The organism is Sphingomonas faeni (genome assembly GCF_003053745.1).
Lineage (GTDB): Bacteria > Pseudomonadota > Alphaproteobacteria > Sphingomonadales > Sphingomonadaceae > Sphingomonas > Sphingomonas faeni.
Genome location: NZ_QAYE01000009.1, coordinates 182,784 through 199,109, shown reverse-complemented (window position 1 = coordinate 199,109; position 16,326 = coordinate 182,784). Strand labels below are relative to the sequence as shown.

Sequence of the window (16,326 nt, the reverse complement as noted above, 5' to 3'; positions counted from 1 at the left end):
CGTCGCATCAACGATCGCAAAGCCTTCTTGTCGCCTGATTTAGATCGGTGACGCATATAGAGGCATTGAGCGTTAAGCTTCGGGCGGCTACGGCCGGCGCATGACAGTTCATCTCCACGAAGGCGACATTCCCGCCGACCTGTTCGCGGCCGGCGCCGCGATCGCCGTCGATACCGAGACGATGGGGCTGATCACGCCCCGCGACCGGTTGTGCCTCGTCCAGCTTTCCGATGGCGGCCCCGACGAGCACCTCGTCCGATTCGCCGCAGGTGCCGGCTACGACGCACCGAACCTGAAGGCCCTGCTGGCCGATCCGGCGCGCGTGAAGCTCTATCATTTCGGCCGGTTCGATATCGCGGCGGTCCAATATTATCTCGGGGTGGTCGCGGCACCGGTATATTGCACCAAGATCGCATCGCGGCTGGTGCGGACCTACACCGATCGTCACGGTCTCAAGGAAATCGTCCGCGAACTGCTCGGCCAGGACATCTCGAAGCAGCAGCAGTCGTCCGACTGGGGCAGCCCCGAACTGTCCGAGGCGCAGAAGGATTACGCGGCGTCGGACGTCCGCTTTCTCCACCGGCTGAGGACCGAACTCGACAAGCGATTGATTCGCGAAGGCCGGATGGAGCTCGCGCAGGCCTGCTTCGACTTCCTGCCGACTCGTGCCGCGCTCGATATCGCCGGCTGGCCCGAAATCGACATTTTCGCACACGCTTGATGGACGTTCCGCCCCCCTCACCCGTCGCCCGTCGCGTCCGTAGCGCGCGACAGGACTGGGCCGCGCCCGGTGGCAGCCACGATCGGTTCGTGGCTATCGCCCGCGTCGGCCTGCCGACCGCGATCGGCGTGCTGGCGGCGTTCCTGGTGATGGCACCGCTGACCGCGGGGGGGGACGTGTCGTTCCTGCTCGACAAGAACAAGGTCGACGTCGCGCAGGAGCGGATGAAGACGCAGATCGCGCGCTATCGCGGTGAGGACACGAAGGGCCAAGCGTTCACGCTCGACGCGGCCTCGGCGATCCAGAAGAGCTCGGCCGAGCCGATCGTCCAGCTCAACCAGCTCGCCGCACAGATCCAGCTGACCGACGGCCCCGCCAACATCAAGGCGAACACTGGTCGCTACGACATGGACACCGAGAAGGTGCAGCTGTTCGGCCCGCTGAATGCCACCGCGGCGGGTGGGTACGACCTGAAGACCACCAACGCGACGATCGACATGAAGGCGCGCACGCTTGAAAGCGGCGGGGCGGCGACTGGCACCGTCCAGCAGGGCACGTTCAGCGCGAACAAGCTGCGCGCGAACCTGGAAGAGCGCACCGTGACGCTCGATGGCAATGCGCGCTTGCGGATCATCCCCAGAGGGCCGAAATAGCCGGCATGCGCGCTCCCCACATCCTTGCCGGCTTGTCTGGCCTTTTGCTCTCCACGACTGCGGTCGCGCAGCAATCGCATAACTCCAACGCCCCGATCGATTTCGGCGCGGACCATATCGAATTGCAGGACAAGGCGAACCGCGCGATCCTGTCGGGCAACGTCGCGGTCAAGCAGGCCGAGATGACGCTGAACTCGGCGCGAATGACGGTCGCCTACACCGGCCAGGTTATCGGCGGGAACCCGCAGGTGTCGCGGCTCGACGCGTCGGGCGGCGTGATCGTCAAGCGGCCCGACCAGACGGCCAGAAGCCAGTATGCGATCTACGACCTCAACCGCCGCGTCATCACGATGCTCGGCGCGGTGACGCTGACACAGGCGGGCAACACCGTGAACGGCGGGCGCCTGACGATGAACCTCGACACCGGGCGTTCGGTCATCGACGGCTCGTCGGTCGCTGGCGGCAGCGCGGGCGGATCGGCGACGAGCGGTGGCACTGTGACCCAAACCGGCGGTCGCGTGACCGGCACGTTCTCGGTCCCCAAGCGCAACTGAGCATGTGAGCATGTCGCGAGGGCTTCCCTCAAACGGCGCGCTCCTGCATGTTTCCTGCCAACCGTCTGCCGAGCGTTCGGCGGCACCATTCATGCCGAGTGTTCGGCGACTGATTATTGCGAGGGCCTGATCCCATGGACGCCACCACGCTGCCCCCGATCGAGGACGTCGCCCCGATTTCCGAGCCTCCGGTGAACAACGGGCTTCAGGTCGTCTCGATCGCGAAGTCCTACGACAAGCGCGTCGTGCTGACCGACGTGTCGGTGTCGGTCGGGCGCGGCGAAGTCGTCGGGCTGCTCGGGCCAAACGGCGCTGGCAAGACCACGTGCTTCTACTCGGTGATGGGGCTGGTGAAGCCGGATTCGGGCCGCATCATGCTCGACGGCGAGGACATCACGAAGCTGCCAATGTACCGGCGCGCGATCCTCGGCCTGGGCTATCTGCCGCAGGAAACGTCGATCTTCCGCGGGCTGACGATCGAGAAGAACATCCTGACGGTGCTGGAGTTGTCCGAGCCCGACAAGGCGGCGCGGCAGCGGAAACTCGATACGCTGCTCGAGGAGTTCGGGCTGACCCGCCTCCGCGCGGCACCGGCGATGGCGCTGTCGGGTGGCGAGCGGCGGCGTGCGGAAATCGCGCGCGCGCTGGCGGCGGATCCGTCGATCATGCTGCTCGACGAGCCGTTCGCGGGCATCGATCCGATCTCGATCGCCGACATTCGCGATCTGGTGAAGGATCTGAAGCGACGCGATATCGGCGTGCTGATCACCGACCACAACGTCCGCGAGACGCTGGAGATCGTCGATCGCGCGTACATCATCTACGACGGCCGCGTGCTGTTCTCCGGCTCACCCGAGGAACTGGTCGCGGATGCGAACGTCCGGCGCCTGTACCTCGGCGAAGGCTTCTCGCTTTAGAGTTATGAACAGGCTGGCACATCCATTCCTCCCCGGCACGGGGAGGGGGACCAGCAAAGCTGGTGGAGGGGGCTTCCCGCAAACGCAGCGTCTGACGCGAGCCCCCTCCGTCGACGCTTTGCGCCGCCACCTCCCCTTGCAGGGGAGGATTTAGTGAGCCTCGCCCCTCGCCTGGACATCCGCCAGTCGCAGTCGCTGGTGATGACCCCGCAGCTCCAGCAGGCGATCAAGCTGCTGGCGCTGTCGAACCTCGAGATCGAGGGGTTCATCGCCGAGGAAGTCGAGCGCAACCCGTTGCTCGAAGCCAGCGCCGCCGAAGATCACGACGCACCCGACCGCGAACCCGTCCCCGAAGTCCGCGACGAACGCGTCGCCGCCGACGAACTGGTCGCGGGCACCGGCAGCGGCGACGAACCGACGCTCGACGTCGACTACGCCACCGAAAGCCACCAGCAGGACAGCGTCGCCGACGGCGGCAGCGGGATGGACGGTGCGCTGTCGATGACCGGCGCGAGCGCGGGCGGTGCGGGCGGCGAGGACGGCCCCGATCTCGACGCGTTCGCGGATACCAGCCTCAGCCTCGCGGATCATCTGCTCGCACAGGCAGGCCCCGCAATCCCCCACGACGACGCGTTCATCGCCGCGCACCTGATCGACCAGATCGACGAGGCGGGCTATCTCACCGCGTCGCTGCTCGACATCGCCAACCGGCTCGGCGTCCCGCTGGTCCGTGTCGAAGCCGTGCTGGCGACGATCCAGACGTTCGATCCGACGGGCGTCGGCGCGCGCGATCTGTCGGAATGCCTCGCGTTGCAGGCGAAGGAGGCGGACCGTTACGATCCGTGCATGGCGCGGTTGATCGACAACCTCGACCTGCTTGCGCGCGGCGAACTGACGCGGTTGAAGCGGATGTGCGATGTCGACGACGAGGACATGGCCGACATGATCCGCGAACTGCGCGGTTATGATCCGAAGCCGGGGTGCCGATACGGGGGCGAACCGGCGCAGTCGGTGACGCCGGACCTGTTCGTCGCGCGGACCAAGGCCGGCTGGGCGATCGAGATCAACGCCACCACCCTGCCGCGTGTGCTGGTGAATCGCAGCTATTACACCGAATTGTCGGGCGGGCAGCAGGACAAGGCGTCGAAGGCTTGGCTGAGTGATTGCCTCGCGAGCGCGAACTGGCTGGTGAAGGCGCTCGACCAGCGCCAGCGGACGATCATCAAGGTCGCGACCGAGATCGTGAAGCAGCAGGAGGCGTTCTTCCTGAAGGGCGTCGCGCACTTGCGCCCCCTGACGCTGCGCCAGGTGGCGGACGCGATCGAGATGCACGAATCGACCGTCAGCCGCGTGACGAGCAACAAATACGTGTCGTGCGCGCGCGGGCTGTACGAGCTGAAATACTTCTTCACGAGCGCGATCCAGTCCGCGGACGGCGGCGAGGCGGTGTCGGCGCAGGCGGTGAAGTCGGCGATTCGGGCGTTGATCGATACCGAGGGTGCGAAGATCCTGTCGGATGATACACTGGTCGACCTGCTCAATGCGAAGGGCTTCGACATCGCGCGGCGGACGGTCGCGAAGTACCGCGAGGCGCTGGGGATCGGAAGCTCGGTGCAACGCCGCCGGGCGAAGGCGCTGGAGGGGGTTCGGTAGGCTCCCGTCCCTGCGATCCTCCCCCGCCAGGGGGAGGATTTCACAGTCGATGCGATAATTAGTTCGGAACCTGCCCCGAGTCCCCCGCCCCCGACACGCTTGCGCCACCCGGTGGCGTTGCGCTGCGTGCCTCGCCGACCGCCTGATCATACCAGCGCGCCAGGTCCGCCTTCATCTGGTGCAGCGCCTCCGGGTTCAGATACGTCATGTGCCCGGCGGGATAATAGCGATACGCCAAGTTCCGCTGCCGTGACGGGTCGAGCATCATGTGCCCGAGATCGTTCTCCGTCCCGAAGAACGGCGTCGCCATGTCGTAATAGCCGTTCATCGACAGCACGTTGAGATACGGGTTCTCGCGCATCGCCGCTGCTAGATCGACTGCGGTATTGGGGTTGTTCTGCGACTGACCGCCGCGCCCCGGCGCGTCGTGTTTCCAGTTCCACGTCCAGCCGGGTGCATCGCGCGCGCTGAGGCGGTACGGCATTTCGGTCTTGTAGCCGAGCGTGTGCGTCACGTAATCGTTGAACGTGGCGATGAACGCGCCGGCGATCGCGGTGTCCGACGCGTCGGTCTCCGGCCGCTCGCCCGCCGCGTCGCTGTCGACGCCGGTGTAGCGCGAATCGAACCGGCCGAGCGTGAGACGTTGGTCGCGCAACAGCTCCTTCTGGAAGCGGGCGAGATCAATGCGGAGGTTGGCGCGCTTTATGAAATCGGGCGAGATGCCGATCAACTGGCTCATCCGGGTGGCGACCGCGTCGCGCTCCGCATCCGAGATCGTCTGCCCCTTTGACAGCGCCGCCGCGTACGGTCCGGTCGCGAATGCACGCGCCTCCGCGACTATGGTCGCGACGTCGGCGGGACGGTTCTGCAGACGGTTGTGATACCAGGCACTCGCCGCATAGCTCGGCAGATAGTTGAGGTAGATTTCGTCGAGCCCAGGCTGGCGGTATCCATAATTCATGATCGACGACAGCAGCACGACGCCGTTGAGCGCCATCCCGCGATCCTGCAACTGGTAGGCGAGCGCGCCCGAGCGGGTGGTGCCGTAGCTTTCGCCGAACAGGAATTTCGGGCTGTTCCAGCGACCGTATTTGGTGGCGTAGCGCAGGATGCCCTTGGCGAACGCGTCGGCATCCTCATCGACGCCATAGAACGCGGACGGCTTGGTATCGCCCAACGGCCGCGAATAGCCGGTGCCGACCGCGTCGATGAACACCATGTCGGTCTTGTCGAGCAAGGTGTCGGGATTGGGCCCGAAATCATAGGGCGCGGGCTTGATATATTCGGGGTTGGCGGTGCGCAGGCGGACCGGTGCGAACGAGCCCATGTGCAGCCAGAAACTGGGCGACCCCGGCCCGCCATTGTAGAAGAAGGTCACCGGACGCTTGGTGCCGGGCTTCACGCCGTCGAGCGTATAACCGGTATAGAAGAGGCTGGCGGTAGGCTTGCCCTCGGTATCGCGCAGCGTCAGCGTGCCGACGGTGGCGGTATAGCCAAGCGACTTGCCGCCGACGGTGACGCGCCCCTTCGACTTGACCTCCTGCTCGGCGATGGGAGCGTTGGCGTAGTCCGCCTCCGCCGCGGCCTTCATCCGATCGGCGTTGCTCTCCGACTTGTCCTTCTTCGGCGCGTCCTGCGCGATGGCGGTGGTGGAAAGCGCGAGCAGCAACAGAGCGGCGAACTTGGTCGAACGGGCCACGAAATATCCTTGCGACAGAAGCGATGCCCTATCCTGCCGGGACTTCCACAAAGCGCAAGTGCTCAGTCGTCCTCGTCCTCGAACCCCACAAGTGCGAGTGCACGTGCCTTGATTTGGCGGGTCATGCACCAGTGAACCAGCGCGTCCTCGCGGCCGTGCGTGACCCAGACCTCCTTTGGGGCGATCTCGGTCAGCGTGGTGGTGAGTTCGTCCCAGTCGGCGTGATCGCTGAGGATCAGCGGGAGTTCGACGTTCTTCTGGCGCGCCCTCCCCCTCACCCGCATCCAGCCGCTGGCCATCGCGGTGATCGGATCGGGCAGCCGCCGCGACCAGCGATCGTTGAGCGCGCCGGGCGGGCACATCACGACGTGTCCTGCCATGTCCGCCTTCTTCGCGTCTGCCACCGGGAGCAGTTCGCCGAGCCTTACTCCGTGCTCGGCATACAGGTCGCAAAGGCGTTGAAGCGCGCCGTGGATGTAGATCGGTGCCTCATGGTCGCGCTCGCGCAGTTCGGCGATCACGCGCTGCGCCTTGCCGAGCGCATAAGCGCCGACGACTACGCAACGGTCGGGGTTGGCGTGAAGCGCGGCGATCAGCTTGTCGATCTCGTCGCCGGTGTCGGGGTGGCGGAAGACCGGCAGGCCGAACGTCGCCTCGGTGATGAAGACGTCGCATTTGACGGGCTCGAACGGGGTGCAGGTCGGGTCCGCGCGGCGCTTGTAATCGCCCGAGACGACGATCCGCTCGCCGCGATAATCGAGCACGATCTGCGCGGAGCCGAGCACGTGGCCGGCGGGGACGAAGCCGATGTCGACTTCCCCTATCCGGATGGTCTCACCATACGCGACCGGGTTGCCGGCTTGTGGGCCGTAGCGCGCATCCATGATCGCAAGCGTCTCGGGCGTGGCCCAGACGGCTTCGTGGCCACCGCGGGCATGATCGGCATGGCCGTGCGTAACGAGTGCCTTGGCTGTCGGGATCGAGGGGTCGATCCAGGCGTCGATCGGCTTGACGAGGATGCCGTGCGGATGCGGTTCGAGCCAGTCGCCGAGTTTTGCCATGCCAGTACTACGCGTGAACCGGGTCCGCGGTGCCAGCATTGTCTTGCGCCCAGTGTCCGGTACGATGCGCGCGCTCACCGGGGGGATGTCGCATGAACGATACGATAGAAGACCCGGTCGACCAGCGAAGCGTGCCAGCACGGGTAGGCGTCGCCGCGCTCAACCTGATCCTGCCCGGACTTGGGCTGATCCGCGTCGGCGATCGGCACGGGGCCGCGCTGACTTTCATGGCGCAGTTCGCACTCGCCGCACTTGTGACGTTCGGGTTGGGGCACCTTCCCATCTCAGGTTACGGTGTCGCGGTAGCGGCGCTGGTGCTGGTCATCGCGTTGTTCGGTGCCGTTTACGTCGTGCCGATCATGCTCACATGGCGCAAGAGCAGGCTTCGCGGTCCCACGCGTTGGTGGTCGCGCTGGTATGCGCTGGCGCTGATCGCCGTGGTCGTGCTGGGCCTTTGGGAACGCGTGCCGCCGATGATGCACCATTTCTACAAGCCGTTCTTCGCACCGTCCGACAGCATGGCGCCGACGATCGGCAGCGGTGATAAGTTCGTCGTCGACATGCGCTGGCGTGGGCCACCGAAACGCGGCGACGTGATCGTCTTCCAGGCGGCCGACAGCGTCCGGGTCAGTCGGATCGCGGCGATTGCGGGCGACAGGATCGCGATGCGCGCTGGCCTGCCGATCGTGAATGGGGTCCCGGTCGCGCAGCACACCGAAGGCAGGGTGATGGTCGACGATATCGAAGGCCGACATCCTGCAACGATCCTGACGGAACGCCTGCCGGGCGAGCGCTCCAGCCATCGCATACTCGACACGGATACGTCGCTGTTCGACGACACGCGCGAGGTCACCGTCCCGCCGGGCCATGTCTTCGTGCTCGGCGACAATCGCGATCGCTCGGCCGACAGTCGCGTGCCGCTCGAGCAACAGGGCGTCGGGATGGTGCCGACGACGACGATCATCGGCCGCGCTATGTACCTGTATTGGAGCAGCAATCGCGCGAAGATCGGCGATCGGCTCGACCGCTAGACGGTACGAGCCCCCGAGCTTGCTCCCGTGTTCCGAAGCGGAAGTACCTTCGGAATGCCGCCGGTTTCGGATCCCAGCGACGGGCGTCGGGTCAGCGGCGACGGCCTATTTTAATCGTCGCGACGATCGCGTCCATCTGGGCCGCGGCTACCGCCTGGGTCGGCGCGTTGCGTGCCGGCGCTGCCGCCGCCTTGACCGCGTAGGTGACGCGGTCGATCGCGTAGCAGGTGCCGTCGACGACGGTGCGCAGGTTCGTTGCGTTGACCTGTTGGCTCATGCCCGCGTCGCCGTTGGCATATACCGTCCAGCGGTGACCGCCGAGCATCCGGTTGGGCAGGCGCCGACCGCTTCCCGACTTCAGCCCCGCGGTGCCGCAGGTCGCAACGACCGCGGCGCTGCGGCTGAAACCGACCTGCACCATTTCTGTGACCTGGCCTTGGCCGTCGCTCGGCTTGGCGACCTGCCAGAAGCGGACGATGCCGACGCCGCGACCGACCGGGCTGCCGTCCCAGATCTGACGCCAACCGGCGTTCATCAGGGCGCGGCCGGCGAAGTTGCGCGTCGGGGTGAGCGCCGACGGGTAGGACAGCCGGACCATGCCGCCGGCCCCGAGGAAGGACTTGGTCGCCGCACTGGCATTGGCGAAGGGGAGAAAAGCGAGCAGTGGCAGTGGCAGCAAGAAGCGAAGAAGCGTCACCGATCGTCTTTCATATAGAGAGGCTTGGCAGTGTGCCGGCCGTTTGCGCCGCGTCCATAGCGGTGCGGCGCAACGCCCCCATATGACGATGATGCGTGAACAGGCCGTGAGCGACCTCCCCCCTCCCCTCGAAAACTGGTTCGCGTCGCGCGGGTGGCGGCCGCGTCGGCATCAGCTGGAGATGCTGGCGGAAGGCCGTGCTGGGCATCATGCGCTGCTGGTGGCGGCGACCGGGGCGGGGAAGACGCTTGCCGGGTTCCTGCCGACGCTTGCCGAGCTGATCGAGGCGCCGACCAACGGGCTCCACACGCTGTACGTCTCGCCGCTGAAAGCGCTGGCGGTCGACGTGCAGCGCAACCTGCTGACGCCGATCGACGAGATGGGGGTCGATATCCGCGTCGAGACGCGCACCGGCGATACGCCGTCGGACCGGAAAGCGCGGCAACGGATCAAGCCGCCGCAGATTCTCCTGACGACCCCGGAGTCTCTGTCGCTATTGCTGAGCTACCCGGACAGCATCACAATGTTCGAGAACCTCCGCACGATCGTCGTCGACGAGGTCCATGCCTTCGCGACCGGCAAGCGGGGCGACCTGCTCTCGCTCTGCATGGCGCGGCTCCAGAAGATTTCGCCGGGGATGCGCCGCGTTGCGCTGTCGGCGACGGTCGCGGATGCCGATGGCTATCGCGCGTGGCTCGCCCCCGATGGCGATATCGACCAGGTCGCGATGGTCCGCGGCGAGGCGGGTGCGGAGCCCAACATCGCGATCCTGCTCCCCGAGGGCCGCGTGCCGTGGTCGGGCCATTCGGGCCGCTATGCCGCCGCGCAGGTGATGGCCGAGATCGAGGCGCACGAGACCTCGATCGTGTTCTGCAACACGCGCAGCCTGGCGGAACTCATCTTTCAGGATCTGTGGAAGGTGAACTCTGGGAACCTCCCGATCGGCGTCCATCACGGCAGCCTGGCCAAGGAGGCGCGGCGTAAGGTCGAGAACGCGATGGCCGAAGGGAAGCTGCGCGCGCTGGTCGCGACGTCGAGCCTCGATCTGGGGGTAGACTGGGGCAATGTCGATTGCGTGATCCAGATGGGCGCGCCGAAAGGGTCGTCGCGGCTGTTGCAGCGGATCGGCCGCGCCAACCACCGGCTCGACGAATCGTCGCAGGCGATCGTCGTGCCGGGCAATCGGTTCGAATATCTGGAGGCGCGCGCGGCGCTCGACGCGGTCGAGGCGGGCGAGCTCGATGCGGATATCTTCCGCGTCGGTGCGCTCGACGTGCTGGCGCAGCACGTGATGGCGTGCGCGTGCGCAGCGCCGTTCCGCGAAGCTGCGTTGCTCGATGAAATCCGCTCCGCGCTCCCTTATTCCGCGCTGCCGACGGAGACGTTCGAGCGCGTGCTGCACTTCATCAGCGACGGCGGCTATTCGCTGAAGGCGTATGACCGGTTCAAGCGGCTCACGAAGGATGCGGACGGGACGTGGCGCGTCAGCCACCCCAAATTCATCGGCCAGCACCGGCTGAATGCAGGCATCATCGTCGAGGCGACGATGCTCAACGTGCGGTTCGGCAATGGCCGCGTGCTGGGGCGCGTCGAGGAGGCGTTCGCGGCGCAGTTGAGCCACGGTGATACGTTCTTCTTCGCGGGGCTGAGCCTAGAGGTGATGAAGATCGACCTTGAGGACCTGGTCGTGCGCGCGACGTCGAAGCCTGCGCGGATCCCGACCTATGGCGGCAGCCGGATGCCGCTGTCGACCAACCTCGCCGACCGCGTCCGCGGGTTCCTTGCGCATCCAGGCGACTGGGCGCGCTTCCCCGACGACGTACGCGAATGGCTGGAGATGCAGGCGTATCGATCGGTCATGCCCGAGCCCGGCCAGCTGCTGGTCGAGACCTTCCCGCGCGAGGGGCGGCACTACATGGTCGCGTACAGCTTCGAGGGGTGGAACGCGCACCAGTCGCTCGGCATGCTGATCACGCGGCGGATGGAGACGCAGGGGCTGAAACCGCTCGGCTTCGTCGCCAATGATTACGCGCTGGCGGTCTACGGGCTGGAGAAGATCACCGATCCGGCGGCGTTGTTCTCGGCGGATATCCTCGAGCATGAGTTCGTCGAATGGGTGCAGCAATCACATCTGCTCAAGCGCGCGTTTCGCGAGGTTGCGGTCATCGGCGGACTGGTCGAGCGCCAGCATCCCGGCAAGCGGAAGACCGGCAAGCAGGTGACGTTCTCGACCGACCTGATCTACGACGTGCTGCGCAAGTACGAGCCGACGCATTTGTTGCTGGAGGCGGCGTGGGCGGACGCGCGGGCGCGGATGACCGATGTCGGGCGGCTGGCGTCGCTGCTCGATCGCGCGGAGGCGACGATGGTGCACGTCGATCTGGAGCGCGTGACGCCGCTGGCGGTGCCGGTGCTGACGCTGATCGGGCGCGAGAAGATCTCGACGAACAGCTCGGACGACGCGCTGCTGATCGAGGCGGAGGCGATGATCGCCGACGCCATGCGGCCTGATTAGCCGCAGCGTCTGCCCCCGTTAAAAGCACCCCCCCGGCGAAGGCCGGGGCCCAGTTGGGGGACGCTGCTAACGAAGGGCAGCTTGCAGTTATTGCCACCTTTCCAACTGGGCCCCGGCCTCCGCCGGGGTGGTGCCGTTTGTAGCAGCGTTCGTCCCTAACTACGGTAGTTGCACGCGCGCGAAATCAGGCGCAGCATTTGCAGCATGCACAAGTGGCTAGCCCCGCTACTGCTAGTCATCGCCGCCCAAGCTAGCGCTCAGGACGCAGTTTCTTCACGCCCAAATGCTGCACCCCTTCCAGCCGCAGCATCAATCGCAGAACCAGACCCCGCGACGCTCCTGTTCGGCGACGAAGAAAGCCGAATGACCGTCCCCGTGACGATCGCTGGCGCAGGCCCCTTCCCCTTCATCGTCGATACCGGCGCGCAGCGTACCGTCATTGCGCGCGAACTCGCCGCCACGCTCGGCCTCGCGGCTGGCCGGACCGTCCGCGTCACCGGAATGACCGGATCGGACAGCATCGGCACGGTCATGATCCCCTCGCTGAAAGTGAGTGTGATCGGCAGCAAGGCGATCGAGGCGCCGGCGATCAGCGCGATCAACCTCGGCGCACGGGGGCTGCTCGGGATCGACACATTGCAAGATCATGCGGTGACGATCGACTTCGACACTAAGACGATGACCGTCACCCCCTCGCGCAAACGCCAGAATCGCGAACGCGCCGCCCCCGACGAGATCGTCATCAGGGCCCGCAGCCTGTTCGGGCAGCTCGTCGTCACCGACGCCTATTGCAACGGCATCCGCATCCGCGTGATCCTCGACACCGGTACGTCGATCAGCATGGCCAACGGCGCGCTCCGCCGGCGGGTGACGCGCAAGGGGCTGGGCAGCGCGGGGACGTCGCAACCGGTATCGCTGACCGGGGTCACCGGCGAGACGGTGATGGCGGAGTACACGACGATCGATCGCGTGACGATCGGCAGCCTCACGCTCGGCGACCTGCCCGTGGCGTTCACGGCAGTCGACGCGCCGCCGTTCCGGCTGTTCGGCCTCGCCGAGCGGCCCGCGATGCTGCTGGGGATGGACGTGCTGCAATTGTTTCGGCGCGTCGACATCGACTTCGCCAACCGCGAGGTGCGGCTCACGCTACCGCGCGATACGCGTCGTCGCGGAGAGCAGCGCCGCTGAGGTTGCGTCCGCGTGCGTTCGCTGCAACTCTTCGTCCGCAAACGAACAAGGGGACGACGATGCGCGCGACTGGTTGGCTACTCACGGCGGCGATTCTGACCACACCCGTGACGACGGCGGTTGGGGCACAGGCGCAGTCGCGCCCCGACCAGAAGGCTTTTCTCGGGCTCTACAAGGAACTGGTCGAGACCAACACGACGCTGTCCGCTGGCAGCTGCACGCAGGCCGCGGCACAGATTGGCTCACGGCTGAAGACCGCGGGTTATGCGGATACCGACATCACCTATTTCTCGGTGCCCGAGCACCCGAAGGACGGCGGGCTGGTCGCGGTACTGAAGGGTTCGGACGCGTCGATCAAGCCGATGCTGCTGCTCGCGCACCTCGACGTGGTCGAGGCCAAGCGCGAGGATTGGGTGCGCGATCCGTTCAAGCTGATCGAGGAAGGCGGCTATTATTACGCGCGCGGTACCGTCGACGACAAGGCGCAGGCGGCGATCTGGTCGGACGCGATGATCCGCTTCAAGACGAGCGGGTACAAGCCGAAGCGGACGATCAAGCTCGCGCTGACCTGCGGTGAGGAAACGACGTTCGCGTGGAACGGCGCGCAATATCTGGCGAAATCGAGGCCCGACCTGATCGCGGCCGAGTTCGCGCTAAACGAGGGTGGCGGCGGGCGGCTCGACGATAACGGCAAGCGCCAGTTGCTCGCGATCCAGATCGGCGAGAAGGCCGCGCAGAACTACACGTTCCTGGCGACCAACCCGGGCGGGCACAGCTCGCAGCCGATCCCCGAGAACGCGATCTATGAGCTCGCCGACGCCGTGAAGGCGGTGCAGGGCTACGAGTTTCCGGTAAAGTTTACCGATACGACCAAGGCATTCTTCGCGGCGAGCGCGAAGGCGATGCCCGGCGAGATGGGGGATGCGATCACGCGGTTGCTCGCCAATCCGGAGGACAAGGCTGCGGATGCGATCGTCAGTCGTGATAAGGCGATGCACTCGACGCTCAGGACGACGTGCGTGGCGACGTTGCTGAGCGCGGGTCACGCGGAGAATGCATTGCCGCAGCGCGCGACGGCGAACATTAACTGCCGGATCTTTCCGGGGGAGACGGTGGAGGGCACGCTCGCCAAGCTGAAGGAACTGGCGGGGGCGAAGGTGACGGTGACGGCGAACCAGCCGGTGCGGCCGACCGCGATCCCCCCGACGTTGGATCCCAAGATCATGGGGCCGGTGACGAAGGTGGCGGCGAAGCACTTTCCGGGGCTGCCGATCCTGCCGTTGATGTCGACGGGGGCGACGGACGGGATCTTCTTCGAAGCGATCGGGATCCCGGTCTATGGGGCGCCGGGGGTGTTCATCGACAAGGACATGGGGGGGATTCATGGCCTCAACGAGCGCATCCGGGTGGCTTCACTGTATGATGGTCGGGATTACCTCTTTGACCTGGTAAAGGCGTTTGCGGGGTGAACGCTACGTCCCTCGCCCCTCCGGGGAGAGGGAGGGAGGAGCCTTAGGCGACGGAAGGGAGAGGGGCTTGGGGCTCGAGACGGTGCCCGACAATACCCCTCTCCCTTCCCACGGCAAGTGCCGCGGGCCCCTTCCCTCTCCCCGGAGGGGCGAGGGAGTACGCGCTAACCGTCCGCTCCGCGCTCGACTTACACTGTGACCTGTTCGCCTAGTTCTAGCACCTTGCCGGGGGGGATCTTCAGGAAGTCGGTGGGGTCGCTGGCGTTCCTTTGCAGGAACAGGAAAATCCGGTCCTGCCAGGGCGGCATGCCCTTTTCCGCGTCGGGTTTCAGCGTGTTGCGGCCGATGAAGAACGAGGTGCGCATCGGGTCGAGCCCGAGCTGTTCGGTCTTGTTGCCGACGCCGAGATCGCGCGGCACGTCCGGGGACTCCATGAAGCCGTAGGTCAGCACGACGATCGAGAAATTCTCGTCGACGCGTTCCACCTTCGCGCGTGACGCTTCGTCGACGAACGGGCGGTCCGCGGTACGGATGCTGACGATCAGGTTGCGCTCGTGGAGCACCTTGTTGTGCTTCAGATTATGCAGCAGCGCACCCGGCGTCGCGTGCGGGTTGCCGGTCAGGAACACGGCCGTCCCCGACACGCGCTCGGGCGGACGCTTCTCCAGTGCCGAGGCGAGATCGCTGAGCGGAATGCTCTGGCGCTTCTCGAACGCGCTGACGATCTTCTTGCCGCGCACCCAGGTGAAGATGATCAGCCCGATCGCGGCGGCGATGACGAGTGGCACCCAGCCGCCCTCGATCACGCGCAGGATGTTGGCGCCGAAGAAGATCAGGTCGAGCGTCAGGAACGGCAGGATCGCCGTCAGTGCGAGCGGGCGTGACCAGTTCCAACGGTGCCGGACGACGATGTACGCGAGCAAGGTCGTGACGACCATCGTGCCGGTCACCGCGATGCCGTACGCGGCGGCCATCGCCGACGACGTCTTGAACTGAATCACCAGCACCAGCACGCCGATCAGCAGCAGCCAGTTGATCGCGGGCAGGTAGATCTGGCCGGCGAACACGGCCGAGGTCTGGCGGATGCGCAGGCGCGGGAGCAGGCCGAGCTGGATCGCCTGCTGCGTCAGCGAGAACGCGCCGGTGATGACCGCCTGGCTGGCGATCACCGTCGCGAACCCGGCGAGGATGATCAGCGCCGGGCGCAGCGATTCGGGCGCCATCAGGAAGAACCAGTCCTGGTTGACGAACGGCACGCCGCGCGCCGCCGCATCCTCGAGCCGCGACAACGCGAACGCGCCCTGCCCGAGATAGTTGAGCGCGAGTGCCGGGAAGACCAGGAAGAACCAGCCGATGCGGATCGGCAGCTTGCCGAAATGGCCCATGTCGGCGGTCAGCGCCTCGGCGCCGGTGACGGTCAGAAACACCGCGCCGAGCACGAACAGGCCGGTGACGCCGTGCGTGGCGAGGAACGAGATGCCGTAGGTGGGCAGGAACACGCGGACGATCGAGGGCTCGTCGGCGATGTGCCAGATGCCGAGCGCACCGATCGCGACGAACCAGAGGATGCAGACCGGGCCGAACAGCTTCGATACCTGCGCCGTGCCGCGCGACTGGATCAGGAACAGCCCGATCAGGATGGCGATCGTCAGCGCACGCACCACGCCTTCGTTGAAGATATGCGCCGCACTCGGGATTGTTCTCAGGCCCTCCATCGCGGACAGCACCGACAGCGCCGGCGTGATGATCGCATCGCCGTAGAACAGCGATGCTCCTGCCGCGCCGAGCACGATCGCGATCCGTGACCGCATGCCGAGCGCACGACGGGCAAGCGCGGCCAGCGCGAGTACGCCGCCCTCGCCCTGGTTGTCGGCGCGCATCAGGAAGATGACGTATTTGACGGTCACGACGAGGAACAGCGACCAGAGCGCGAGGCTCAGCACGCCGAGGATCTCGGTCGGGTCGATGCCGCCTGCGGACGTCTGGCCGAGTGCCTCGCGGAACGCGTAGAGCGGGCTGGTGCCGATATCGCCGAACACCACGCCGATCGCGCCGACGGTCAGCGCGGCGAGTGCGGGGTGCGGATGCAGATGCGCCGCTGACAGATCGCCAGGCGTTTCCGGTACAGCGGCAGTTTGGGGTGTTCCGGCGACGGACGTCATGGCGCG

The 16,326-nt window shown here is 66.2% G+C and carries 13 protein-coding genes; 9 read left to right on the top strand and 4 right to left on the bottom strand.

Annotated elements, in window-relative coordinates:
• Positions 1-100 precede the first annotated feature (100 nt).
• The 5 genes from C8J25_RS16800 to rpoN all read left to right on the top strand — a co-directional run bounded on the left by C8J25_RS16800 (position 101) and on the right by rpoN (position 4,498).
• Positions 101-721, top strand: coding sequence for a ribonuclease D (locus C8J25_RS16800; protein ID WP_056063589.1), 621 nt, complete (start codon positions 101-103; stop codon positions 719-721).
• Positions 721-1,374, top strand: a complete 654-nt coding sequence (gene lptC, locus C8J25_RS16795; protein ID WP_107955524.1) for an LPS export ABC transporter periplasmic protein LptC — start codon at positions 721-723, stop codon at positions 1,372-1,374. Before C8J25_RS16800 ends, lptC begins: the two co-directional genes overlap by 1 nt.
• Before the next feature lie 5 nt (positions 1,375-1,379).
• Positions 1,380-1,928, top strand: coding sequence for an LptA/OstA family protein (locus C8J25_RS16790; protein WP_107955523.1), 549 nt, complete (start codon positions 1,380-1,382; stop codon positions 1,926-1,928).
• Between the two features lie 134 nt (positions 1,929-2,062).
• Positions 2,063-2,845: an LPS export ABC transporter ATP-binding protein gene (gene lptB, locus C8J25_RS16785; protein ID WP_056063598.1), complete on the top strand. Its 783-nt coding sequence runs from the start codon at positions 2,063-2,065 to the stop codon at positions 2,843-2,845.
• A gap of 153 nt (positions 2,846-2,998) precedes the next feature.
• Positions 2,999-4,498 carry an RNA polymerase factor sigma-54 gene (gene rpoN / locus C8J25_RS16780; RefSeq protein ID WP_107955522.1) on the top strand — a complete coding sequence of 500 codons (1,500 nt, stop codon included), beginning with the start codon at positions 2,999-3,001 and terminating at the stop codon, positions 4,496-4,498.
• A gap of 58 nt (positions 4,499-4,556) precedes the next feature.
• On the opposite strand, the gene C8J25_RS16775 is transcribed toward rpoN, so the two are convergent.
• Together C8J25_RS16775 and C8J25_RS16770 are read right to left on the bottom strand one after the other, a co-directional pair.
• Positions 4,557-6,197, bottom strand: a complete 1,641-nt coding sequence (locus C8J25_RS16775) for a S10 family peptidase (RefSeq protein WP_244187169.1) — start codon at positions 6,195-6,197, stop codon at positions 4,557-4,559.
• A 62-nt stretch (positions 6,198-6,259) separates the two neighbouring features.
• A complete protein-coding gene (locus C8J25_RS16770; RefSeq protein ID WP_107955521.1) occupies positions 6,260-7,258 on the bottom strand; it encodes a ligase-associated DNA damage response exonuclease in 999 nt (332 codons plus the stop codon).
• A gap of 92 nt (positions 7,259-7,350) precedes the next feature.
• Between C8J25_RS16770 and lepB the strand changes: the two genes are divergently transcribed.
• Complete coding sequence (gene lepB, locus C8J25_RS16765; protein ID WP_107955520.1) at positions 7,351-8,289, top strand: signal peptidase I; 939 nt, start codon at positions 7,351-7,353, stop codon at positions 8,287-8,289.
• Between the two features lie 91 nt (positions 8,290-8,380).
• Here the strand turns inward: lepB and C8J25_RS16760 are convergent, their stop codons facing one another.
• A complete protein-coding gene (locus tag C8J25_RS16760; RefSeq protein WP_146173369.1) occupies positions 8,381-8,986 on the bottom strand; it encodes a hypothetical protein in 606 nt (201 codons plus the stop codon).
• A gap of 91 nt (positions 8,987-9,077) precedes the next feature.
• Here C8J25_RS16760 and C8J25_RS16755 point away from each other — a divergent pair, with 91 nt between their 5' ends.
• The 3 genes from C8J25_RS16755 (at position 9,078) to C8J25_RS16745 (ending at position 14,158) form a co-directional block, all read left to right on the top strand.
• Positions 9,078-11,501, top strand: coding sequence for a ligase-associated DNA damage response DEXH box helicase (locus C8J25_RS16755; RefSeq protein WP_107955573.1), 2,424 nt, complete (start codon positions 9,078-9,080; stop codon positions 11,499-11,501).
• A gap of 363 nt (positions 11,502-11,864) precedes the next feature.
• Positions 11,865-12,689, top strand: coding sequence for an aspartyl protease family protein (locus C8J25_RS16750; protein ID WP_244187168.1), 825 nt, complete (start codon positions 11,865-11,867; stop codon positions 12,687-12,689).
• 59 nt (positions 12,690-12,748) lie between these two features.
• The gene (locus C8J25_RS16745; RefSeq protein WP_107955517.1) at positions 12,749-14,158 is read left to right on the top strand and encodes a M20/M25/M40 family metallo-hydrolase; all 1,410 of its coding nucleotides are present in this window, start codon (positions 12,749-12,751) and stop codon (positions 14,156-14,158) included.
• Between the two features lie 188 nt (positions 14,159-14,346).
• On the opposite strand, the gene C8J25_RS16740 is transcribed toward C8J25_RS16745, so the two are convergent.
• Positions 14,347-16,320 carry a potassium transporter Kup gene (locus C8J25_RS16740; RefSeq protein WP_107955516.1) on the bottom strand — a complete coding sequence of 658 codons (1,974 nt, stop codon included), beginning with the start codon at positions 16,318-16,320 and terminating at the stop codon, positions 14,347-14,349.
• Between the last annotated feature and the right edge of the window lie 6 nt (positions 16,321-16,326).